This window comes from Nitrogeniibacter mangrovi (genome assembly GCF_010983895.1).
Taxonomy (GTDB): domain Bacteria; phylum Pseudomonadota; class Gammaproteobacteria; order Burkholderiales; family Rhodocyclaceae; genus Nitrogeniibacter; species Nitrogeniibacter mangrovi.
The window spans coordinates 1,732,959-1,754,455 of sequence record NZ_CP048836.1 but is presented as its reverse complement, the minus strand read 5'-3'; the positions used below and the strand labels follow the sequence as shown (position 1 = coordinate 1,754,455).

19 protein-coding genes and 1 riboswitch are annotated in these 21,497 nt (G+C 65.7%); of the genes, 4 read left to right on the top strand and 15 right to left on the bottom strand.

Annotated features, from left to right (window positions below):
- Positions 1-8: 8 nt before the first annotated feature.
- The 15 genes from pnp to G3580_RS07975 all read right to left on the bottom strand — a co-directional run bounded on the left by pnp (position 9) and on the right by G3580_RS07975 (position 15,791).
- Complete coding sequence (gene pnp / locus G3580_RS08045) at positions 9-2,111, bottom strand: polyribonucleotide nucleotidyltransferase (RefSeq protein WP_173764766.1); 2,103 nt, start codon at positions 2,109-2,111, stop codon at positions 9-11.
- A gap of 174 nt (positions 2,112-2,285) precedes the next feature.
- A complete protein-coding gene (gene rpsO / locus G3580_RS08040) occupies positions 2,286-2,555 on the bottom strand; it encodes a 30S ribosomal protein S15 (protein ID WP_173764765.1) in 270 nt (89 codons plus the stop codon).
- A 104-nt stretch (positions 2,556-2,659) separates the two neighbouring features.
- Entirely contained in the window at positions 2,660-3,526 is an 867-nt protein-coding gene (truB, locus tag G3580_RS08035) for a tRNA pseudouridine(55) synthase TruB (RefSeq protein WP_228720807.1), read from the bottom strand.
- A gap of 94 nt (positions 3,527-3,620) precedes the next feature.
- Positions 3,621-4,007: a 30S ribosome-binding factor RbfA gene (gene rbfA, locus G3580_RS08030; protein WP_173764764.1), complete on the bottom strand. Its 387-nt coding sequence runs from the start codon at positions 4,005-4,007 to the stop codon at positions 3,621-3,623.
- A 12-nt stretch (positions 4,008-4,019) separates the two neighbouring features.
- Positions 4,020-6,794 (bottom strand): translation initiation factor IF-2, encoded by a 2,775-nt coding sequence (gene infB / locus G3580_RS08025; protein WP_173764763.1) that lies wholly within the window; start codon positions 6,792-6,794, stop codon positions 4,020-4,022.
- 14 nt (positions 6,795-6,808) lie between these two features.
- On the bottom strand, positions 6,809-8,281 hold the full coding sequence (nusA, locus tag G3580_RS08020; protein ID WP_173764762.1) for a transcription termination factor NusA: 1,473 nt from the start codon (positions 8,279-8,281) through the stop codon (positions 6,809-6,811).
- 24 nt (positions 8,282-8,305) lie between these two features.
- Entirely contained in the window at positions 8,306-8,740 is a 435-nt protein-coding gene (gene rimP, locus G3580_RS08015) for a ribosome maturation factor RimP (protein ID WP_173764761.1), read from the bottom strand.
- Between the two features lie 130 nt (positions 8,741-8,870).
- Positions 8,871-10,013: a pseudouridine synthase gene (locus tag G3580_RS08010; RefSeq protein ID WP_173764760.1), complete on the bottom strand. Its 1,143-nt coding sequence runs from the start codon at positions 10,011-10,013 to the stop codon at positions 8,871-8,873.
- A gap of 25 nt (positions 10,014-10,038) precedes the next feature.
- Positions 10,039-10,644 carry an SMC-Scp complex subunit ScpB gene (gene scpB, locus G3580_RS08005; RefSeq protein ID WP_173764759.1) on the bottom strand — a complete coding sequence of 202 codons (606 nt, stop codon included), beginning with the start codon at positions 10,642-10,644 and terminating at the stop codon, positions 10,039-10,041.
- A complete protein-coding gene (locus G3580_RS08000) occupies positions 10,622-11,455 on the bottom strand; it encodes a segregation and condensation protein A (protein WP_173764758.1) in 834 nt (277 codons plus the stop codon). Before G3580_RS08000 ends, scpB begins: the two co-directional genes overlap by 23 nt.
- Before the next feature lie 42 nt (positions 11,456-11,497).
- Positions 11,498-12,700 (bottom strand): tryptophan--tRNA ligase, encoded by a 1,203-nt coding sequence (locus G3580_RS07995; RefSeq protein ID WP_173764757.1) that lies wholly within the window; start codon positions 12,698-12,700, stop codon positions 11,498-11,500.
- 8 nt (positions 12,701-12,708) lie between these two features.
- Positions 12,709-13,368, bottom strand: a complete 660-nt coding sequence (locus G3580_RS07990; protein ID WP_173764756.1) for a site-2 protease family protein — start codon at positions 13,366-13,368, stop codon at positions 12,709-12,711.
- Between the two features lie 49 nt (positions 13,369-13,417).
- Positions 13,418-14,044 carry an L-threonylcarbamoyladenylate synthase gene (locus G3580_RS07985; protein ID WP_173764755.1) on the bottom strand — a complete coding sequence of 209 codons (627 nt, stop codon included), beginning with the start codon at positions 14,042-14,044 and terminating at the stop codon, positions 13,418-13,420.
- A gap of 15 nt (positions 14,045-14,059) precedes the next feature.
- Positions 14,060-14,908 carry a 3',5'-nucleoside bisphosphate phosphatase gene (locus G3580_RS07980; protein ID WP_173764754.1) on the bottom strand — a complete coding sequence of 283 codons (849 nt, stop codon included), beginning with the start codon at positions 14,906-14,908 and terminating at the stop codon, positions 14,060-14,062.
- Complete coding sequence (locus G3580_RS07975) at positions 14,898-15,791, bottom strand: alpha/beta fold hydrolase (RefSeq protein ID WP_173764753.1); 894 nt, start codon at positions 15,789-15,791, stop codon at positions 14,898-14,900. Before G3580_RS07975 ends, G3580_RS07980 begins: the two co-directional genes overlap by 11 nt.
- Positions 15,792-15,846: 55 nt before the next feature.
- Positions 15,847-15,931, top strand: a riboswitch (glycine riboswitch).
- Positions 15,932-16,105: 174 nt separating this feature from the next.
- Here G3580_RS07975 and gcvT point away from each other — a divergent pair.
- The 4 genes from gcvT to G3580_RS07955 all read left to right on the top strand — a co-directional run bounded on the left by gcvT (position 16,106) and on the right by G3580_RS07955 (position 21,496).
- Positions 16,106-17,188 (top strand): glycine cleavage system aminomethyltransferase GcvT, encoded by a 1,083-nt coding sequence (gcvT, locus tag G3580_RS07970; RefSeq protein ID WP_173764752.1) that lies wholly within the window; start codon positions 16,106-16,108, stop codon positions 17,186-17,188.
- Positions 17,189-17,231: 43 nt separating this feature from the next.
- Positions 17,232-17,615, top strand: coding sequence for a glycine cleavage system protein GcvH (gcvH, locus tag G3580_RS07965; RefSeq protein ID WP_173764751.1), 384 nt, complete (start codon positions 17,232-17,234; stop codon positions 17,613-17,615).
- Positions 17,616-17,969: 354 nt separating this feature from the next.
- A complete protein-coding gene (gcvP, locus tag G3580_RS07960; protein WP_173764750.1) occupies positions 17,970-20,858 on the top strand; it encodes an aminomethyl-transferring glycine dehydrogenase in 2,889 nt (962 codons plus the stop codon).
- A gap of 170 nt (positions 20,859-21,028) precedes the next feature.
- The gene (locus G3580_RS07955) at positions 21,029-21,496 is read left to right on the top strand and encodes a hypothetical protein (RefSeq protein WP_173764749.1); all 468 of its coding nucleotides are present in this window, start codon (positions 21,029-21,031) and stop codon (positions 21,494-21,496) included.
- Position 21,497: the final 1 nt, after the last annotated feature.

Here is a 21,497-nt window from a genome sequence, read left to right as displayed (position 1 = left end):
GGCTGCAATCAGCCTTCGGATTTCTCGGCCAGCAGAGCCTTCATGCTCAGGCGGATGCGACCACGGTCGTCCGTCTCCAGCACCTTGACCTTGATCTGGTCGCCTTCATTGACATAGTCGGTGACCTTCTCGACACGCTCGTTGGCGATCTGGGACACGTGCAGCAGGCCGTCGCGACCCGGCATGATGTTCACGATCGCGCCGAAGTCGAGAATGCGCACCACCGTGCCGTCGTAGACGCGACCCACCTCGACCTCGGCCGTGATCTCCTCGATCTTGGCCTTGGCGGCATTGGCGCCTTCGGTGCTGACGGACGAGATGGTCACGCTGCCATCGTCCTCGATTTCGATCACGGTGCCGGTCTCTTCCTGCAGCGCACGGATCACCGAGCCGCCCTTGCCGATCACGTCGCGGATCTTCTCCGGGTTGATCTTCAGCTGGATCATGCGCGGCGCGAACTCGGACACTTCACCGCGGTGCGAGTCGAGCGAGCCCTTCATGAGCCCGAGGATGTGCATGCGGCCTTCCTTGGCCTGGGCCAGCGCGACCTGCATGATCTCCTTGGTGATGCCCTGGATCTTGATATCCATCTGCAGGGCGGTCACGCCGTCTTCGGTCCCGGCGACCTTGAAGTCCATGTCGCCGAGGTGGTCCTCGTCGCCCAGGATGTCGGTCAGCACGGCGAAGCGGTTGCCGTCCTTGATCAGGCCCATGGCGATGCCGGCCACGTGGTTCTTCATCGGCACGCCGGCGTCCATCATGGCCAGGGAGCCACCGCACACCGAGGCCATGGAGCTCGACCCGTTGGATTCGGTGATCTCGGAGACCACACGCACGGTGTAGGCAAAGTCCTCGGCGCTGGGCAGCATGTTGACCAGGGCGCGCTTGGCCAGACGGCCGTGGCCGATCTCGCGGCGCTTGGGCGAACCGACGCGGCCGGTCTCGCCGGTGGAGAACGGCGGGAAGTTGTAGTGCAGCAGGAAGCGGTCACGGTATTCGCCGGCCAGCGCGTCGATGATCTGCTCGTCGCGGCCGGTCCCGAGCGTGGCCACCACCATCGCCTGGGTCTCGCCCCGGGTGAACAGCGCGGAGCCGTGGGTGCGCGGCAGCACGCCGGTGCGGATCTCGATCGGGCGCACCGTACGGGTGTCGCGGCCGTCGATACGCGGCTCGCCACTGAGGATGCGACCGCGAACCACGGCGGCTTCCATCTCGTGCAGCAGGTCCTTGACGTCGTTGTCGGTGGGTGCGCCTTCGGCACCGTCGCACACCAACTCGATCGCCTTCTTGCGGATCTCGCTGAGCTTGGCGGTGCGTTCCTGCTTGCTGGTCACGTTGAACGCGGCCTCGATGTCGGCGCCCACGGATTCCTTCAGGCGGGCGATCAGGGCCTCGTTGGCCGGCGGCGGCTGCCAGTCCCAGGCCGGCTTGCCGGCCACTTCGACCAGTTCGTTGATGGCGTTGATGGCCGCCTGCATCTGCTCGTGGCCGAACACCACGGAGCCGAGCATCACGTCCTCGGACAGTTCCTTGGCTTCGGATTCGACCATCAGCACGGCGGCCTCGGTCCCGGCGACGACCAGATTCAGCTGGCTTTCCTCGAGCTGGGTCAGGGTCGGGTTGAGGACATATTCACCGTTGATATAACCGACGCGGCAGGCACCGATCGGGCCGTCGAAAGGCACACCGGCCACGGCCAGTGCCGCCGAAGCGCCGATCATGGCGGGGATGTCGGGATCGATTTCCGGGTTGAGCGACAGCACCGTGGCGATCACCTGGACTTCGTTATAGAAGCCTTCCGGGAACAGCGGGCGGATCGGGCGGTCGATCAGGCGGCAGGTGAGGATCTCCTTCTCGGAGGGGCGGCCTTCACGCTTGAAGAAGCCACCGGGGATCTTGCCGGCGGAATAGGTCTTTTCCTGGTAGTCGACGGTCAGCGGGAAGAAATCCTGACCGGCACGCGCCTCCTTGGCGGCCACGACGGTCACGAGCACCACGGTATCGTCCATGTTGACGATGACGGCGCCGCTGGCCTGGCGGGCGACTTCGCCCGTCTCGAGCGTCACGGTATGAGCACCGTACGCGAAGGTTTTCTTGATAGCGGTAGGCAAGGGATTGTCCTTTTTGGTCAATTGAGGCGGCTCACACAATAACCGCCGGATCTTTCAGTCTTAGGGATTGAAATCGGGAAATGCGAAAAGCCGGCGTGGCCTTGGGGCACACACCGGCTTGGGCGTGACGGGTCACAGACGCTGCTGTCGCAGTCGCCATGTCGCCCATCCGTATTACTTGCGCAGACCGAGACGCTCGATCAGGGTGCGGTAGCTGTCAGCGTTGGTCCGCTTCAGGTAGTCGAGCAGCTTGCGACGCTGGCTGACCATTTTCAGCAGCCCGCGGCGGGAGTGGTGATCTTTTGCGTTGGCCTTGAAATGATCGGTCAGGCCGTTGATGCGGGCCGTCAACAGCGCCACCTGAACTTCAGGGGAGCCGGTATCGCCCTGCGCGCGCTGGTAGTCACCAACGATCTGCGCTTTTTGTGCGGTATCGAGAGCCATTTACTATTTACTCTTGGTTAAATTCGGTACTTCGGAAAACGCGTGAGTATACCGATGTCGCATGGCAAACTCAAGCGCGTTGCGTGGTTTGATGAGGTACGGTTTCAGCTTTGCACCAGCGTGCTCACGAGACGGCACGAGCTCAGTACCCCGGCGCCATCCACTTCCCCGAGCCCGAGGAAGCGATCATCGGCGTAGAGCCGGTATCGGCCCGCGGCCACCTGCGCGAGCTCGGTCGACTGCCCGTGGAGCAGACGGCGCGCGTCATCGTCGTTCAAGTCGAGGCGTGGCAACTCACCGATCAGGGCATCGACCGGGAGCAGATGCGCCCGAGCGTCAAGCCCGGCCGCTTCGACCACGTCGAGCCCGATCGCCTCGTCGATGCAGAAAGCGCCGATCGCCGTACGGCGCAGCGCGCTCAGGTGGGCGCCGCACCCCAGGGCGTGACCGATGTCCTCGCCCAGGGTCCGCACGTAGGTGCCCTTGCTGCAGCGCACTGTCATCCGGAAATGGGTGGCGTCAATCGGCGCGCAGACCAGATCGTAGATGGTGACGCGGCGCCGCTTGCGCTCGATGTCGATGCCCTCGCGTGCGTATTCGTACAATGGCCGGCCGGCATGCTTGAGCGCGGAGTACATCGGCGGCAGCTGCTCGATCTCGCCGCGGAAACCCGCGGCGGCGTCCTCGACGTCAGCGAAGCTGGCCTCTACCGGCGCGCGTGCGAGCACTTCGCCTTCCGCGTCGCCCGTGGTCGTGGAGACACCGAGGCAAACGACAGCCTCGTAGGCCTTATCCGCGTCGAGCAGGCTCTGGGAAAACTTGGTGGACTCGCCGAACGCCAGCGGCAGCAGGCCGGAGGCGAGCGGATCCAGGGTACCGGTATGGCCGGCCTTGGCGGCACCGAGCGCACGGCGCGCACGCTGCAGGGCGGCGTTGGAGCTGATGCCCACCGGTTTGTCGAGCAGCAACACGCCGTCGACACGTTCCTTCAGTGGCCTGGCGCGAGCACTCGCCTGCCGGGCCGCCCCGGAGGGCAGCGAACATCTTGAATCTGACGACACCCGATCAGTCCTGCTCGTCCTCGTCGCCGCTGCGGGCACGGTCTTCCTCGACCGCCTTGTCGATCAGCGAGGACAGGGCCATGCCCCGCTCGACCGAGGCATCGTAATGCCAGTGCAGTTCGGGGGTCTGGTGGATGCGGATCCGCCGCCCCAGCTCGCGCCGCAGGAAACCCGAGGCGCGTCGCAACCCGACGAGGATCTCGTCGAGCCCCTCCTGGCCGGTCATGCTGGTGAAGAACACCTTCGCATGGGCGAAGTCCGCGCTGACCTCGACATCCGTGAGGGTGATGAAGCCGACGCGCGGGTCCTTGACCTCGAGTCGGAGCAGTTCGGCCAACTCCCGCCGAATCTGCTCTCCGACCCGTTGTGCGCGTGAAAAGTCGCGTGGCATACCGATCGGTCCTTACAGGCTCCGGGCCACTTCGCGCACTTCGAAGATTTCCAGCTGGTCGCCTTCCTGAATGTCGTTGTAGTTCTTCAGGGTCAGACCGCACTCGAAACCGGACTTCACTTCCTTCACATCGTCCTTGAAGCGCTTGAGCGAATCGAGATCGCCGGTGTGCACCACCACGTTGTCGCGCAGCAGACGCACCTTGGAGTCGCGCTTGACGTGACCTTCGAGGACATAACAACCCGCGATCGAGCCCACCTTCGAGACGGTGAAGACCTGACGGATCTCGACCAGACCGATGATTTCCTCGCGCTTCTCCGGCGCCAGCATGCCGGACAGGGCGTTCTTCACCTCATCGACAGCGTCGTAGATGATGTTGTAGTAGCGAATGTCGATACCGAAGGTCTCGGACAGACGCCGGGCGCCGGCATCGGCCCGGGTGTTGAACCCGATCACGACGGCACCGGACGCCTGCGCCAGGTTGATGTCCGATTCCGTGATGCCGCCCACGGCCGCGTGGATGACATTGACCCGGACCTCATCCGTGGACAGTTTCTGCAGCGCATGCACGAGTGCTTCCTGGGAACCCTGGACGTCCGCCTTGATGATGAGCGGCAGGGTCTTGGTTTCGCCCTCGGACATCTGCTCGAACATGCTCTCGAGCTTGGCGGCCTGCTGTTTGGCCAGCTTGACGTCGCGGAACTTGCCCTGACGGAACAGGGCGATCTCGCGCGCCTTGCGCTCGTCGGCCAGCACGATGGCTTCGTCACCGGCCGCCGGCACATCCGACAGACCGAGGATCTCCACCGGGATGGACGGACCGGCCTCCTCGATCGGGTTGCCGTTCTCGTCCAGCATGGCACGCACGCGCCCGAAGGTCGCGCCGACCAGCAGCACGTCGCCCTTGCGCAGGGTGCCGGACTGCACCAGCAGGGTCGCCACCGCACCACGCCCCTTGTCGAGGCGGGCTTCCACGATCAGGCCCTTGGCCGGGGTCTCGTATTGGGACTTGAGCTCCAGCACCTCGGCCTGCAGCAGGATACCGTCGAGCAGATCGTCGATGCCCTGGCCGGTCTTGGCCGAGACGGGGACGAACATCGCCTCGCCACCGTATTCTTCCGGCACGACCCCCTCGGCCACCAGTTCCTGCTTGACGCGTTCGGGGTTGGCCGCTTCCTTGTCGATCTTGTTGACCGCCACCACCAGCGGCACACCTGCCGCCTGTGCGTGGTGGATGGCCTCACGGGTCTGCGGCATGACGCCGTCGTCCGCGGCCACCACCAGCACCACGATATCCGTGGCCTTGGCACCGCGCGCACGCATGGCCGTGAAGGCCTCGTGACCCGGGGTGTCGAGGAAGGTGATCATGCCTTTCTCGGTCTCGACGTGATAGGCACCGATGTGCTGGGTAATGCCGCCGGCCTCGCCGGAAGCCACCTTTGCCGCCCGGATGTAATCGAGCAGCGAGGTCTTGCCGTGGTCGACGTGACCCATCACGGTCACCACCGGCGCGCGGGGCTTCTCGGGCACATCCGAGGTGTCTTCCTGGTCCTCGAGGAAGGCGTCCGGATCGTCCAGCTTGGCGGCGAAGGCCTTGTGGCCCATTTCCTCGACGATGATCATCGCCGTTTCCTGGTCCAGCACCTGGTTGATCGTGACCATGGAGCCCATCTTCATGAGCGCCTTGATGACCTCGGTCGCCTTGATGGCCATCTTGTGGGCCAGATCGGCCACGGTGATGGTCTCGGGCACATGCACCTCGTGCACCACCGGATCGATCGGGGCTTTGAAGGTGTTGGTGTTCTGCGCTTCGCGCTGGTGACGCTGGTTGCGACCACCACGCTTGCCGCCACGCCAATCGCCACCGGTATCGCCGCCGCGGGTCTTGAGGGTCCGCCGCTTGCTGCTGTCGTCCGCACGGCGTTCGTCCTTTCGGCCTTCTTCCTTGCGCGGTTTGTGCAGGGTGTGCGCGCCCTTGGCGGCGTCGCCCGGCTCGGCCTTGGCGCGCTCCGCCTCGGCCTTGGCACGCTCCGCCGCCGCCCGGACCGCCGCTTCGCGCTCTTCGCGCACCTTGCGGTCCGCGGCCTGACGGGCCAGCAGTTCGGCATGGCGACGCGACTCGTCCTCGCGCGCCTTGATCTCTTCCGGATTGAGCAACTCGCTGATCTGAACGCGACGCACCCGCTTCTTGGGCGCCGGCGCCTCGGCGCCGGCCTCGCTCTCGACTTCGGCCTCTTCGACCACCTCGTCGGCTTCTTCCACCGCTTCGGGTTCGGACGCGACCTCGGCCGTCACCTCGGGTTCGGGTTCGGGTTCCGGCTCGACGACAGGTTCCGGCTCGACCACCGGCTCGGGTTGCGCCTCGAGTACCGGCTCGGCCGGCACTTCGGCCGCCGGTGCCGACACAGCCTCCTCGACCGGCGCCTCGACCATCTCGGCCTGCTCCGCGTCGAGCGCTTCGCGGGCGGCATCGGCCTCGGCGAGCAATTCGTCGCGCTTGACGAACACGCGCTTCTTGCGCACCTGGACCTGCACGGTCCGTGCCCGCCCGGTCGAGTCGGTCGCCTTGATCTCGCTGGTCTGCTTGCGCGTCAGCGTGATCTTCGATTTCGGTTTGTCGTCGCCATGGGCGCGACGCAGGTACTCGAGCAGCTTGGCCTTGTCCTGTTCCGTCAGCGTATCGTCCGCCCCACTGATCTCAACACCAGCCTTCTTCAACTGATCGAGCAGCGCGGCTGCCGGCATTTTCAGCTCGCCGGCAAATTGGGTGACGCTCATTTGTTCCATTAAATCCCCCCGTCTTACTCGAACCAGTGCGCGCGAGCCTCGGTAATCAACTCGACCGCTTTCGCTTCTTCGATACCGGTCATTTCCACCAACTCATCCGTGGCCAGATCGGCCAGATCGTCCCGGGTGTGGATGCCGTGAGTCGCCAGCTGGGCTGCCAGCTCCTTCTCCATCCCTTCCAGGCCGATCAGGTCGTCCGCCACTTTCTCCAGCTGCTCTTCGGTCACGATGGCTTCGGTGAGCAGCACGTTACGCGCACGATTTCTCAGCTCGTTGACCGTGTCCTCGTCGAAAGCCTCGATCTCGAGCATTTCGGACAAGGGCACGTAAGCAATCTCTTCCATCGACGTGAAGCCTTCGTCGATGAGGATGTCGGCGACTTCCTCGTCGACATCCAGGCGTTCCATGAACAGGTTGCGCAGTTCGCTGCGCTCTTCATCGGCCCGCTCCGCCGACTCCTGCTCGCTCATCAGGTTGATGGACCAACCCGTCAGCTCGGAGGCGAGCTTCACGTTCTGGCCGCTCCGGCCGATCGCGATGGCCAGATTGTTCTCGTCGACCACCACGTCCATGGCGTGGGTTTCCTCATCGACCACGATGGAGGTGACTTCCGCCGGCTGCAGCGCCGCGATCACGAACTCGGCCGGATCCGGCGACCACACGATAATGTCGATCTGCTCGCCGCTGATCTCGTTGCGCACCGCGGTCACGCGGGAGCCCCGCAGACCGACGCAGGTGCCGATCGGGTCGATGCGCTGATCGTGCGCCTGCACGGCGATCTTGGCACGCAGACCCGGATCGCGGGCGCAGGCCTTGATCTCCAGCAGACCGTCCTCGATCTCGGGCACTTCGAGCTCGAACAGCTTGGCCAGGAACTCGGGCGCCGTGCGCGACAGGATCAGCTGCGGGCCGCGGGCATTGCGGTCGATGCGCAGCAAGTAGGCCTTGACGCGGTCGCCCACGCGCAGGTTTTCCTTCTGGATCATCTGGTCGCGCGGCAGCACCGCCTCGAGACGCCCCACCTCGATGATGGCGTTGCCCCGCTCCATGCGCTTGATGCTGCCGGAGACGAGGAATTCCTTGCGGTCGAGAAAGTCGTTGAGCACCTGTTCGCGCTCGGCGTCACGGATCTTCTGCAGGATCACCTGCTTCGCAGCCTGGGCGCCGATACGGCCGAAATCGATGGGTTCGAGGGCTTCCTCGATGTATTCACCCACCTCGATGTCGGCCACCTCTTCACGCGCATCGATGATGCCCATCTGGGCCTCGTCGTTCTCGACTTCAGCGTCGGGCAGCACCAGCCAGCGACGGAACGACTCGTAGTCGCCGGTCTCGCGGTCGATGGACACGCGCACATCGGCATCGTCGTGGATACGCTTCTTGGTCGCCGAGGCGAGCGCCGACTCGAGCGCGGCAAAAACGATATCCTTTTCCACGTTTTTTTCACGCGCCAGCGCATCGACAAGCAGCAGGATTTCGCGGCTCATTGGTTCAAACCTCCAGACCGAAGCTCAAAATTGGGGGACCAGGCGTGCCTTTTCAACCTCTTCGAACGGAATCTCGATGTCGCCCTGCGCCAGCGCGAGCAACACCTTACCGTCCTTGAAGCCTTTCAGCACCCCCGAAAAATTCCGCTGATTTCCGTCGTTGATGGGCAGATGGGTACGCAACTGGATCGTCTCGCCCGCGAAGCGCTCGAAATCGGCTGGCTTCTTGAGCGGGCGATCGAGGCCGGGCGAGGACACTTCGAGGCGATCGTAATCGACGTTCTCGACCTCGAAGACCCGGGTCAGCTGGTTGCTGACCGCAGCACAGTCATCCACCGTGATGCCGCGCTCGATGTCGATGAACACGCGCAGCAGCCGCGATTTGGGGGACGTATCGAAGTCCACCAATTCGAAGCCCAACCCGCTGACCACCTGTTCGACCAGACCGTGCAGATCCATTTGTTACGCCCAAAAATAAAAAAATGGGCTCACGCCCATTCCCGAAGTTTTCGACTGGAAATCGGTGTTCGGTGGCCGGCGGGCCACCAAAAACCGTTGAATTATAACCATTCGTTGTCCGCCAATCAATTCACCGGCGGGTTTTTCTCGATTTGCTTCGCGGCTGACGCTTGCGCCCCTGGGCATCGCCCTGCCCCCCCTGGGGCGGCTCGATGCCGGCCAGCTGGCACACCAGGGCTTCGTCCAGGTCCTCGAACTGGCCGCGCTTGACGCGGCTGGGCAGCAACACGGGGCCGTAGCGCACACGCATCAGACGGCTGACGGTCAGCTCCATGGCCTCGAACATGCGGCGCACTTCGCGGTTGCGCCCTTCGGCGAGGATGACGTGATACCAGTGATTGGCCCCCTCGCCCCCGCGGTCTTCCAGGCTCATGAACTTCGCCACGCCATCCGACAACTCCACACCGGTCGTCAGCTGCTTGATCTGTTCTTCGGTCAGTTCGCCGAGGATGCGCACCGCGTACTCACGCTCCATTTCGTAACGCGGGTGCATGAGACGGTTGGCGAGAGCGCCGTCGTCGGTAAACAGGAGCAGGCCCGAGGTATTGAAATCGAGACGCCCCACCGAGATCCAGCGGCCGTGACGCAGCTTCGGCAGCCCTTCGAAAACGGACGTGCGGCCTTCCGGATCGTCCCGCGAGACGATCTCGCCTTCCGGCTTGTGATAGATCAGCACGCGAGGCACTTTCTTCTCGAAGCGCAGTTGCACGAGCTTGCCGTTGACACGCACACGATCGGTCGGGGTCACCTTCTGGCCGATGCCCGCCGGCATCTCGTTCACCGAGATGCGCCCGGCGATGATCATCTCCTCGATGTCACGCCGCGAGGCAACGCCGATGGCGGCCAGGGCCTTGTTGAGCCGTTCGGGCACCGCGAAAGCGTCGGGCACGTTGCGCCCACCGCCCTTCTGCCCGCCGTTCTTCGGCCCGGCCTTGGGCTTGCCTCCCTTGGCGGCGGCCTTCTGGCCACCGCTGCGGGGCGCAACATTGCCATTGGGCTGATGGCCTCCATTCCCGTTTCCGTTCGGGCGGGCACTGCCGTTGCCCTTACGGGCGTTCTTCCGATTCTTCGAGCGCCCCTTGCCCTGGGACGCCTCCTGCCCCGCGGGCGCGCTGGCTGGCGTACCGCCCGGAGCGGCACCCTCGCCGTTCTTGCGCCGCGCACCGCCACGGCGACGCCGGCCGGGCGCTTCGCCCTCGGCGCCGTTCGACACGGGCGTGTCGGCGCTGGCGGCCGCGTCAGTGTTCTGAGGTTTGCGCCGTCGCGGACGCCGCGTCGGTGCTGTCGGATTCGGGGAGTTCGACAAGGTCCATGATCCTTTCAATTTCAGTCAGTGGCGGCAGCTCGGTCAGGCTGCGCAGACCCAGCTCGTCGAGAAAACGACGGGTCGTCGCCAACAAGGCCGGTCGTCCCGGCGTGTCGCGGTGACCGACCACGTCGATCCAGCCACGACTCTCCAGCGTCTTGATGACATTCGTCGAGACCGTGACCCCACGGATCTCCTCGATGTCACCTCGCGTCACGGGCTGGCGATACGCGATGATCGCCAGCGTCTCGAGCACGGCACGCGAATACTTCGGCGGCTTCTCGTCCTTCAACCGGTCGAGAAACACCTGCAGCTCGGCCCGGGTCTGGAAGCGCCAGCCACCGGCCGTCTGCACCAGTTCCACGCTGCGCCCCTGCCATTCCTCGCGCAGTTCGTCGAGCAGCTTGCGGACCATCTCGGGCCCGGGATCCTCGGCGAACAGGCGCCGCAGCACCGCAACCGGCCGCGGCACGCTCGCGCTGAGCAGCGCCGCCTCCAGGATCTGCTTGTACGCCTCAGGCGTGCTCGGTTCCTGCATCGTTCAGCTTGACGTAAATGGGTGCAAATGCCGTGTTCTGCGTCACATGCACCAGCTTTTCCTTCACCAGTTCGAGCACCGCCAGAAAACTGACCACCAGATGCGGCGCGCCTTCGGCCGGCTCGAACAGGGTGTCGAACACCACGTAGCTGCCGCCCTGAAGGGTACGCAGGATCCGGCTCATGTGCTCGCGCACCGAGAGGGCTTCCTTCCTGATCTGGTGATGCTGGGTCAATCGTGCCTGGCGCACTATCCTCAACCAGGCCAACTGAAGGTCATGGAGGCTGACTTCGGGGAGCCGTTCGATGACCTTCTCCGCCACAAACACCCCCACCCATTCGAAATCACGATCGACGCGGGGGATGGCATCGAGCTTGGCCGCAGCCAGCTTCATCTGTTCGTAGTCTAACAGGCGTCGTACCAGTTCTGCACGCGGATCTTCCTCTTCCTCCATGGCCTTCGGGGGGCGAGGCAACAGCATGCGCGACTTGATCTCGAGCAGCATGGCCGCCATGAGCAGGTATTCGGCCGCCAGTTCCAGGTTGTGCTGGCGCATCGCCTCGACGTATTCCAGATACTGCGCCGTGAGGGGCGCCATGGGAATGTCGAGGATGTTCACGTTGGCCTTGCGGATCAGGTAGAGCAGCAGATCCAGCGGCCCCTCGAAGGCGTCGAGGATGACTTCCAGTGCATCGGGCGGGATGTACAGGTCGGTCGGGAACGCCAGCATGGGCTCGCCGTACAGGCGCGCCACCGCCGCGATCTGCGCCGGCGTCTCGACGGGCGCGAGCGGCAGCTCGGGGGTGGACATCGGGACCGCCGTCTCGCTCATGCGCGCCCGGGCCGGCGGCCCTCAGCTGTAGTCCAGACCCATCGCCTCGCGCACATCGCGCATGGTCTCCTGCGCGAGCTTGCGGGCGCGTTCGCAGCCGTCGGCGACGATGCTGCGCACCAGGGTCGGGTCGTCCAGATAGGGCTGGGCACGCTCGCGCATGCGGTCCTGCTCTTTCTGGATCGCGTCGAGCACCGGCTGCTTGCACTCCAGGCAGCCGATACCGGCGCTGCGGCAGCCCTTGTCGGCCCACTGCCGGGTCTCGTCGTCCGAATAGATGAGGTGGAACTGCCACACCGGGCACTTGTCCGGATCGCCCGGATCGGTGAGCCGGACACGGGCCGGGTCGGTCTGCATGGTGCGGATCTTTTTCGCCACCGACTCGCTGTCTTCGCGCAGGAAGATGGTGTTGCCGTAGCTCTTGGACATCTTCTGCCCGTCCAGTCCCGGCATGCGGGCCGCTTCGGTGAGCAGCGCCCCCGGCTCGGCGAGGATCATCTTGCCGCTGCCTTCCAGATAGCCGAACAGCCGCTCGCGATCGCCGTGGGAGAGGCTCTGGGAGTCGTCGATGAGCGCCTTGCCCTGGTCCAGCGCACCGTCCTCGCCGTTCTGCTGGTAGCGGGTGCGCGACTCTTCGTACAGCTTGGCGCGCTTGCGGCCGAGCTTCTTGACCGCCTCCTTCGCCTTGTCCTCGAAGCCGGGCTCGCGGCCATAGAGGTGGTTGAAGCGGCGCGCGACCTCGCGGGTCAATTCCACGTGCGGCACCTGGTCCTCGCCCACCGGCACCTTGTCGGCGCGGTAGATCAGGATGTCGGCCGACTGCAGCAGCGGATAGCCGAGGAAGCCGTAGGTGGACAGATCCTTGTCGGTGAGCTTCTCCTGCTGGTCCTTGTAGGTGGGCACCCGTTCCAGCCAGCCCAGCGGACACATCATCGACAGCAGCAGATGCAGTTCGGCATGCTCGGGCACCCGCGACTGGATGAAGATGGTCGCCTGCGCAGGGTCCACCCCGGCGGCGAGCCAGTCGATCACCATGTCCCATACGCTCTCGCCGATCACCAGCGGGCTGTCGTAGTTGGTGGTCAGCGCGTGCCAGTCGGCGACGAAGAACAGGCAGGGGTACTCCGCCTGCAGCTTGACCCAGTTCTTCAAGACGCCGTGGTAGTGACCCAGATGGAGGCGACCGGTCGGCCGCATGCCGGAGAGAACGCGTTCTGCGTACATGTGACTATTCAGAATCCGAAAACGAGTGAAAGAAAGTAACTTAAAAACCCGATCAGCGGGCCAAGAACTTGGCCCAGCACGCCGGTCATCAGGAGGATGATCAGGATCGGGAAGCCATAGGGCTCGATCCGGGCCCAGGCGGCTGCCTGTGGCATGGGCAGCAGACTCACCGCAATCCGGCCGCCGTCCAGCGGCGGAATCGGCAGCAGGTTGAGCACCATCAGGATCAGGTTGATGGTGATGCCGGCGTCGGCCATGCTCGCCAGCGCCAGCCGGTAGCCGTTGTCGGGCATCACGATGGCCAGCTTGAGCAGTGCCGCCCACATGAAGGTCATGAGCAGATTGGCCGCCGGGCCGGCCGCCGCCACCCAGAACATGTCCTTCTTGGGGTTGCGCAGGCGGGAGAAGTCCACCGGCACCGGCTTGGCCCAGCCGAACAGAAAGCCGGTGCCGCCGGTGAGCGCGCCGATGGCGAGGATCATCCCCGGCACCAGCACCGTACCCACCGGGTCGATGTGCTTGAGCGGATTGAGGGTGATGCGCCCGAGCATGTCCGCGGTGGGGTCGCCGAAATGCCGCGCCACATAGCCATGCGCCGCCTCGTGCAGCGTGATGGCCAGCAACACGGGCAGCGCCCAGATCGCCACCGTGGATATCAGATCTTCCATGAACTCGCGGCTCGAAAAGCCGGCATTCTAACAGAGCCCCCGGCAGCGCTCATTCCAGCCCGAACGGCTCCAGGTCGCCCTTGCCCGCCCGCACCAGCTCCGGCGTGCCGCTGGTCAGGTCGATCACCGAAGTCGCCTCGCCGGGGCAGGGGCCACCGTCGATCACCAGATCGACCAGCTTGCCGAGCCGGTCGCGGATGTCTTCCGGATCGGTCAGCGGCGCCTCCTCGTCGGGCAGGATCAGCGTCGAGGTGAGGATGGGCTCCTGCAGTTCTTCGAGCAGTGCCGAGACCACCGGATGCTCCGGAATGCGCAGGCCGATGGTCTTGCGCTTGGGATGCAGCAGGCGGCGCGGCAGTTCCTTGGTCCCTTCCAGGATGAAGGTGTAGGGCCCCGGCGTGGTGGCCTTGAGCAGGCGGTACTGCTTGTTGTCCACACGGGCGTAAGTGCCGATTTCCGAAAGATCGCGACACATCAGCGTGAAATGATGGCGCTGGTCCACATCGCGGATGCGGCGGATGCGCTCGAGCAGCGCCGCGTCGCCCAGGTGGCCGCCCAGCGCGTAGGCCGAATCGGTGGGGAACGCCACCAGCCCGCCGTCGCGCATGATCTCCGCGGCCTGGCGCATCAGACGCGGCTGCGGATGCTCGGGATGGACGGAAAAGAACTGGGCCATGGGCGCTCGCGGGTATCAGTAGTAATCGGTCAGGCGGTCCCACACCGGGCTCACGTCCGGTGGCAGCGGCGCGCAGCCGCCCAGGTCGACCCGCGTGCCCCGGTCGCCGTGAAAATCCGACGCGCGCGAGGCCAGCAGACCGAATCGCCGTGCATAGCGCGCGAATTTACCTGTTTTGGATGGGGCTTGGGAACCCGACACCACCTCGACGCCCACCCCGCCCAGCTCCGCGAACGCGGCAAACAGGGCGTCGAACTGCGCATCGGAGAACTTGTAGCGGCCCGGATGGGCCACCACCGGCAGGCCACCGGCGGCCAGGATCCACTCGATGGCGTCGGCCAGCTGCGCCCACTGGGTCTCCACGAAACCGGGCTTGCCGCGCGTGAGGTAATGCTTGAACACGGCGTCCGTATGCGGTGCGATGCCGATCTCGACCAGGTAGCGGGCGAAATGGGCCCGGCTCACCAGCGCCGGGTTGGCCGCATACTTGAGCGCGCCTTCGAGCACGTTGGCGATGCCGATCTCGGCGAGCGCATCGCTCATGCGCCGGGCCCGCGCATGGCGTCCGCTGCGCACTTCGGCCAGGCCGTCGAGCAAGGTGGTGTTGGCCGGGTCGATGCCCAGGCCGACGATGTGCACCGTCTCCTGCGCCCAGGTCACCGATACCTCGACGCCGGGCACGAAGGCCAGGCCCGCCGCGTCGGCCGCTGCCTGCGCCTCGGCCAGCCCGCCGGTCTCGTCATGATCGGTGAGGGCGAGCAGGTCGACCCCGTTGGCCACCGCGCGCGCCACCAGCTCGGTGGGCGTGAGCAGCCCGTCGGAGCAGGTCGAATGGGCGTGCAGATCGGGGTTCTCAGGCCGCATCGGCCACCTCCCCGCCGCCGGCGATGGCGAATTCGTCGATCAGGCGCGCCACCTCGGCGGGTGCGTCGTGATGCAGGTTGTGGCCAGTCTCCGGAATGAAGCGCTCGCGAAAATCCGCGAAGCAGGCCTTGTTGGCCTCCACCACCTCCGGCGTCAGCCCCAACTGCTCGCGCAGGCGCAGGTCTTCCGGCTCGATCCACATCACCGGCGCCTTCACGCGGCGCCAGCAGGCTTCGGCCTCGGCACGCCGGTACAGCACCGGATTGACCCGGCGGTGCGCCGGATCGGCCGCCAGCCGCACCCGGTCGCGCTCGTCGCTCACGCCCAGCACCCGGGCCAGATACGCCGCCTTGGCGTCGTCCAGTCGCGGATTCTGCTTCTGCAGCCGCTGCGCCAGCGCCTCGAAGCTGTCGTAGTCGCGCAGCGCGGCCGGCTGCGCCAGCTCCTGCAGCCACTTCTCGTAGCGGCCCGGCGCCTCCTCGGGCGCCCGGTCGGCGAGCCCGAAGGCGTCGATGGCCACCACCGAGGTGATGCGCGCGGGGCGGATGCCGGCGTACATGAGGGCGATGTTGCCGCCCAGGCTATGGCCCACCAGCGGCACCATCGCCCCCGGCGCGAGCTGGTCGAGGAGGCATTCCAGGTCGCCGAAGTAGTCCGGAAACCAGTACCCACCGGGCGCCCGCTCGCTGCGGCCGAAACCGCGCCAGTCGGGCGCCACCACGTACCAGTCGCGCTTCAGCCGCTCGGCCACGAAGGCGAAGCTGCCACCCGCATCGCCCCAGCCATGGAGCATGAGCAGCAGCGGCGCCCCCGGGCGCCCCCAGCAGGTGCAGTGATAGCGCAGGCCGCGCACGTCCAGATAGCGTGATTGAGGGCTTTTCATGGGCTCGATCTTATCAACAAACGGTTGCCTCGCCGGGGCGCCTTTGGTACCGTTGCGCCGTCGCGCGGGAGAGAGCTCCTCACGGAGCCGCCGAAGGCGTAACCCCCGGAACCGCTCAGGCAAAAGGACCGCCGACGAAGTGCAAATCTGGAGAGCGATGCGCGCCCGGGACGGGTCTTGCGCATCCACCGAAGGGGCACCCGCTCTCCGAGCGGAATCTCTCAGGTACAAGGGACAGATGGGGACGCCACCCAGCGCGGTGCCGTCCCTTTTTTGTTGCCTAAACTGATGAGACGTTCCACGGAGATAGCCGCATGCCCCTGCACACCCCGCTTCACGCCGCCCATATCGAGGCCGGCGCCCGCATGGTCGATTTCGCCGGCTGGGACATGCCGGTCAACTACGGCTCCCAGATCGAGGAACATCACGCCGTGCGCAGCGACGCCGGCATGTTCGACGTCTCCCACATGCTCGCGCTGGACCTGAGCGGCGACGGCGCCACCGCCTTCCTGCGCACCCTGCTGGCCAACGACGTGGCCAAGCTCCAGGTACCGGGCAAGGCGCTCTACAGCTGCATGCTCAACGAGACCGGCGGCGTCATCGACGACCTGATCGTCTATTTCTTCGCCGCCGACAAGTACCGCATCGTCGTCAATGCCGGCACCGCCGACAAGGACGTGGCCTGGATGCGCAAGCAGATCGCCACCCTGGGCGCCAACGTCACCCTGGACGCGCGCCGCGACCTGGCGATGATCGCCGTGCAGGGCCCCAACGCCCGCGCCCGCACCTGGACCGCCGTCGCCGGCAGCGAGTCGGCCACCGCCGGGCTCAAGGTGTTCCAGGCGGCCGAAGTGGGCGCCATGCTCATCGCCCGCACCGGCTACACCGGCGAAGACGGCTTCGAGATCACCGTGCCGGCCGCCGATGCCGCCGACCTGTGGCACAAGCTGCTGGCCGCGGGCGTCAAGCCCTGCGGCCTCGGCGCGCGCGACACCCTGCGCCTCGAAGCCGGCATGAACCTCTACGGCCAGGACATGGACGAAGCCACCTCGCCGCTCGACGCCGGCCTGGCCTGGACCGTCGATTTCAAGGACGAGGCACGCGACTTCATCGGCCGCGCCGCGCTCGAGGCCAACCCGGCCAGCGCCCGCATGATCGGCCTCATCCTCGAAGACAAGGGCGTGCTGCGCGCTCACCAGCCGGTGTTCACCGCCCATGGCGAGGGCGAGACCACCAGCGGCAGCTTCTCCCCCACCCTGCAAAAGGCCATCGCCTTTGCCCGCGTGCCGCTCGACGTGGCCGTGGGCGACGCGGTGGAGGTCGAAATTCGTGGCAAACGCCTCAAGGCGCGTGCCGTCAAGTTGCCCTTTGCCCGCAACGGCAAGGCCCTGGTCTGATCCTGATCCGGACACTCACCCCAGACTCATCGGAGATTCCCCCATGAACACCCCCGCCGAACTGAAGTACACCAAATCCCACGAATGGGTCCGCACCGAGGACGACGGCACGCTCACCATCGGCATTACCGACCACGCGCAGGAAGCGCTGGGCGACATCGTCTTCCTCGAGCTGCCCGAAGCCGGCCGCACCGTGGCCGCCGGTGAAGAGTGCGCCGTGGTCGAATCGGTGAAGGCCGCCTCGGACATCTACGCGCCGGTCGCCGGCGAGGTCATCGCCAACAACGAAGCGGCCGTGGACGCCCCCGAGTCGGTCAACGAAGACGCCTATGGCGCCTGGCTGTTCAAGATCAAGCCGGCCAGCGCCGCCGACGTGGACGGCCTGCTCGACGCCGCCGCCTACGCCGAAGTCGCTGCCGCCGACTGATCCGGAACGCCCCGGCGGCAACACCCCCCTCCTCTTCAAGGGGAGGGCTGGGGTGGGGATGGGTTTCGACGGATGCCTCAGCTTGAGCAACGCCACCCCATCCCCCTCCTGACCTCCCCTTGAAGGGGGAGGAACCGAGGTCATCCGGCCTGCGAAAGAACGTTTTGTGAAGGCGGCGGTTTGAACTCCCTCCCGTTCAAGGGGAGGGTTGGGGTGGGGATGGGGTTAAACGGATGCAGCCGACTGAGCGCCCAAAACCCATCCCACTCCTGACCTCCCCCTTGAAGGGGAAGGAATTCAAACCCCGATCAACGCCCGACGCGCAACACGCTACGAACACACCCAGAGAAGCCCATGTCCAGCACCCCGTTCTCCGCTCCGCTCTCAGATCTCGAACAACGCGACGCCTTCATCGGCCGCCACATCGGCCCCGACGCCGATGACATCGCCGCCATGCTGAGCGTGCTCGGCGCCAGTTCGCTCGACGCCCTCATCGAGCAGACCGTGCCGCCGGCCATCCGCCTGAGCGCGCCGCTGCCGCTGGGCGAGCCCATGCCCGAGCACGAGGCGCTGGGCAAACTCAAGGCGATTGCGGACAAGAACGTGGTCAAGTCGTCCATGATCGGCATGGGCTACTACGGCACCCACGTGCCCAACGTCATCCTGCGCAACGTGCTGGAGAACCCCGGCTGGTACACCGCCTACACCCCCTACCAGGCCGAGATCGCCCAGGGTCGGCTGGAGGCGCTGCTCAACTACCAGCAGATGGTGATCGACCTCACCGGCATGGAACTGGCCAACGCCTCGCTGCTGGACGAGGCCACTGCCGCCGCCGAAGCCATGACCATGGCCCGCCGGGTGAGCAAGTCCAAGGCCAACGCCTTCTTCGTGGATGAGGCCTGCTGGCCGCAAACCATCGACGTGGTGCGCACCCGCGCCGCGCTGTTCGGCTTCGAGCTGGTGTTCGGCGCGGCCGAAGAAGCGGCGCAACACGAGGTGTTCGGTGCCCTGCTGCAGAACCCGGGCCAGGACGGCACGGTGCGCGACCTGACCGACCTCATCGCCGCGCTCAAGGCCACCGGCGCCGTGGTGGCCGTGGCTTGCGACCTGATGGCCCAGGTGCTGGTCAAGAGCCCCGGCGCCATGGGCGCGGACATCGCCCTCGGCTCGGCCCAGCGCTTTGGCGTGCCCATGGGCTTCGGCGGCCCGCACGCCGCCTTCTTCGCCACCAAGGATGCGCACAAGCGCGCCGTGCCCGGCCGCATCATCGGTGTGTCCATCGACGCGCGCGGCAAGACTGCCCTGCGCATGGCCTTGCAGACCCGCGAGCAGCACATCCGCCGCGAGAAGGCCAACTCCAACATCTGCACCTCGCAAGTGCTGCTGGCCAACATGGCCGGCATGTACGCGGTGTATCACGGCCCCGACGGCCTCAAGACCATCGCCGGGCGCATCCACCGCCTCACCGCCATCATGGCCGCCGGGCTGGAAGCCGCGGGCATGACGGTGGTCAATGCCACCGCCTTCGACACCCTGGTGCTCGACACCGGCGAGCAGACCGACGACCTCATGGCCGGCGCGCTGGCCGCGGGTTACAACCTGCGCCGCTGTGGGAACACCGGCATCGGCATCGCCTTTGACGAAACCCACACCCGCGACGACGTCATCGCCCTGCTCGGCGTGCTCACCGGCCAGCTGCCGGACATCGACGCGCTGGACGCCGAAGTGGCCGCCCGCAACGAGATGCTGCCCGAAGCCCTTCAGCGCACGGATGCCATCCTCACCCACCCGGTGTTCAACCAGCATCACACCGAGCACGAGATGCTGCGCTACCTCAAGCGCCTGCAGAACAAGGACCTGGCGCTCGACCACTCCATGATCTCGCTCGGCTCCTGCACCATGAAGCTCAACGCCACCGCCGAGATGATTCCGGTCACCTGGGCGCAGTTCGGCAACATCCACCCCTTCTGCCCCATCGACCAGGCGCAAGGCTATGTGGAAATGATCGAAGGGCTGGAAGACTACCTGCGCGCGGTCACCGGCTTCCCGGCCATCAGCATGCAGCCCAACTCCGGCGCCCAGGGCGAATACGCGGGTCTCTTGGCCATCCGCCGCTACCACGACAGCCGCGGCGATCAGGCGCGCAACATCTGCCTCATCCCCAAGAGCGCCCACGGCACCAACCCCGCCACCGCGCAGATGTGCGGCATGAAGGTGGTGGTGGTCGACTGCGACGACAACGGCAACGTGGACGTGGCTGACCTGAAAGCCAAGGCCGAGCAGCACGCCGCCAGCCTCGCCTGCCTGATGATCACCTACCCGAGCACCCATGGCGTGTTCGAATCCGCCATCCGCGAAATCTGCGACACCATCCACGCCCACGGCGGCCAGGTGTACATGGACGGCGCCAACCTCAACGCCCAGGTGGGCCTCACCTCACCGGCCGCCATCGGCGCCGACGTGAGCCACATGAACCTGCACAAGACCTTCTGCATCCCGCACGGCGGCGGCGGCCCGGGCATGGGCCCCATCGGTCTGGCCGCCCACCTGGCCCCGTTCATGGCCAACCACGTGGTGCAACCCATGCAAGGCCCGCACGCCGGCCAGGGCGCCGTGTCCGCCGCCCCCTGGGGCTCGGCCAGCATCCTGCCCATCAGCTGGATGTACATCACCATGATGGGCGCCCGTGGCCTCAAGACCGCCACCGAAGTGGCCATCCTCAACGCCAACTACATCGCCAAGCGCCTCGAAGGCCACTACCCGGTGCTCTACACCGGCGAGCACGGCCGCGTGGCGCACGAATGCATCATCGACATCCGCCCCATCAAGGCCGCCTGCGGCATCACCGAGGTGGACATCGCCAAACGCCTCATGGACTATGGCTTCCACGCCCCTACCATGAGCTTCCCCGTGGCCGGCACCATCATGATCGAGCCCACCGAAAGTGAGCCGCGCGGCGAGCTGGACCGCTTCATCGAAGCCCTCATCAGCATCCGCCAGGAAATCGCCAAGATCGAATCCGGCGACTGGGACGCCGAGAACAACCCCCTCAAACACGCCCCCCACAGCCAGGCGGACGTGATTGCCGACTGGGACCGCCCCTACACCCGCCAGGAAGGCGTCTTCCCCCTGCCCTGGGTGGCGGACAACAAGTTCTGGCCGAGCGTGAATCGGATTGATGACGTGTATGGGGACCGGAATCTGTTCTGTGCTTGTGTGCCGATGGAGGCGTACGAAGCGTAATCCTGCGAGCGCCCAAACAAAAACGCCCCGAGCTCGGGGCGTTTTTGCTTCTGCGTAGGTTGGGTTGAGCAAAGCAAGGCCCAACAACCCGTAGCTCGGCGGCACCAAACTTGAACCGTCTCATTAATGCCGTTAGCATGTCGCTCGTAATTTCTGACGAGGAGCATGCCGTGGGCAGCATCTTGATGAACATTCCGGACATCCCGGACTCAGAACTGATCTTCAACGAAGCGGAAACCAGTGCGATCCTCAAGTTTTTCTGGCCAGACGCGTCGGTCCGAATCAACAACCTGACCATCGACAACCCGGCACGCCGCCTCGCCCAAACGGCCCTCATCGCTGCCATCGACGGTTCATACGCGATGGGTTACATCGAAATCCTGTTCAAGGGCCTGTCGCGGCCAAACAAATCTCTGCCTGCGCTCGCCAAGAAACTCGCAAGAAACTTCACCCCGCATTACTTCAAGCACGCCACCCAACAGGATCTGCAAGACGTGCGCATCTACGACACCATCCGGGCCGATATCGGCAACGCGCTCCGGTCACGCTTCAACCTGTTACTCGACGGCCTCGCCTTGGCCCGAAAGCCCATCCCGATTGCCCTGCTGACCCAGACGCCCTCCTTTGCCTGGTGCTGAC

What these genes read in the sequence shown, in the direction of transcription:
- G3580_RS07985 (WP_173764755.1), bottom strand. Translation starts at nt 14,044, where the DNA reads ATGGCCCAGTTCTTTTCCGTCCATCCCGAGCATCCGCAGCCGCGTCTG.
- G3580_RS07995 (WP_173764757.1), bottom strand. Translation starts at nt 12,700, where the DNA reads ATGTACGCAGAACGCGTTCTCTCCGGCATGCGGCCGACCGGTCGCCTC.
- G3580_RS07975 (WP_173764753.1), bottom strand. Translation starts at nt 15,791, where the DNA reads ATGAAAAGCCCTCAATCACGCTATCTGGACGTGCGCGGCCTGCGCTAT.
- G3580_RS07990 (WP_173764756.1), bottom strand. Translation starts at nt 13,368, where the DNA reads ATGGAAGATCTGATATCCACGGTGGCGATCTGGGCGCTGCCCGTGTTG.
- gcvT (WP_173764752.1), top strand. Translation starts at nt 16,106, where the DNA reads ATGCCCCTGCACACCCCGCTTCACGCCGCCCATATCGAGGCCGGCGCC.
- scpB (WP_173764759.1), bottom strand. Translation starts at nt 10,644, where the DNA reads ATGCAGGAACCGAGCACGCCTGAGGCGTACAAGCAGATCCTGGAGGCG.
- gcvH (WP_173764751.1), top strand. Translation starts at nt 17,232, where the DNA reads ATGAACACCCCCGCCGAACTGAAGTACACCAAATCCCACGAATGGGTC.
- nusA (WP_173764762.1), bottom strand. Translation starts at nt 8,281, where the DNA reads ATGAGCCGCGAAATCCTGCTGCTTGTCGATGCGCTGGCGCGTGAAAAA.
- infB (WP_173764763.1), bottom strand. Translation starts at nt 6,794, where the DNA reads ATGGAACAAATGAGCGTCACCCAATTTGCCGGCGAGCTGAAAATGCCG.
- rpsO (WP_173764765.1), bottom strand. Translation starts at nt 2,555, where the DNA reads ATGGCTCTCGATACCGCACAAAAAGCGCAGATCGTTGGTGACTACCAG.
- G3580_RS08000 (WP_173764758.1), bottom strand. Translation starts at nt 11,455, where the DNA reads ATGTCCACCCCCGAGCTGCCGCTCGCGCCCGTCGAGACGCCGGCGCAG.
- gcvP (WP_173764750.1), top strand. Translation starts at nt 17,970, where the DNA reads ATGTCCAGCACCCCGTTCTCCGCTCCGCTCTCAGATCTCGAACAACGC.
- rimP (WP_173764761.1), bottom strand. Translation starts at nt 8,740, where the DNA reads ATGGATCTGCACGGTCTGGTCGAACAGGTGGTCAGCGGGTTGGGCTTC.
- G3580_RS07980 (WP_173764754.1), bottom strand. Translation starts at nt 14,908, where the DNA reads ATGCGGCCTGAGAACCCCGATCTGCACGCCCATTCGACCTGCTCCGAC.
- rbfA (WP_173764764.1), bottom strand. Translation starts at nt 4,007, where the DNA reads ATGCCACGCGACTTTTCACGCGCACAACGGGTCGGAGAGCAGATTCGG.